1 protein-coding gene is annotated in these 592 nt (G+C 61.1%); it reads left to right on the top strand.

Translation table 11 applies throughout. The annotated features are described in order from the left end of the window. Positions 1–592: S1 RNA-binding domain-containing protein (locus ACP3PW_RS17230; protein WP_426417966.1), on the top strand; the 592-nt coding region annotated here is incomplete at both ends.

Below are 592 nucleotides of genomic sequence, written 5' to 3'. Positions count from 1 at the left end.
CTCTTCCGATCTGCTGTCGCGGCGCGCCGTGGTGGAAGCCACGCTGGGCGAAGAGCGCCAGAAGCTGATGGAAACGCTGAAGGAAGGCGCGATCGTCAACGGTATCGTCAAGAACATCACCGACTACGGCGCGTTCGTGGATCTGGGTGGCATCGACGGTCTGCTGCACATCACCGACCTGGCATGGCGTCGCGTGCGTCATCCGAGCGAAGTGCTGTCGGTTGGCCAGGAAATCACCGCCAAGATCCTCAAGTTCGACCAAGAGAAGAACCGCGTCTCGCTGGGCGTCAAGCAACTGGGCGAAGATCCGTGGGTCGGTATCTCGCGTCGCTATCCGCAAGGCACCCGCCTGTTCGGCAAGGTGACCAACCTGACCGACTACGGCGCGTTCGTCGAGATCGAAGCCGGCATCGAAGGCCTGGTGCACGTGTCGGAAATGGACTGGACCAACAAGAACGTGGCCCCGTCCAAGGTTGTCCAGCTGGGCGACGAAGTGGAAGTCATGGTCCTGGACATCGACGAAGACAAGCGTCGTATCAGCCTGGGCATGAAGCAGTGCAAGGCCAACCCGTGGGACGACTTCGCTCGCAAC

The organism is Aestuariirhabdus sp. LZHN29, from assembly GCF_049985285.1.
In the GTDB taxonomy this organism is placed as follows: domain Bacteria; phylum Pseudomonadota; class Gammaproteobacteria; order Pseudomonadales; family Aestuariirhabdaceae; genus Aestuariirhabdus.
Note: the sequence above shows the minus strand (reverse complement) of the source record. Positions and strands in the feature narration are given on the sequence as shown.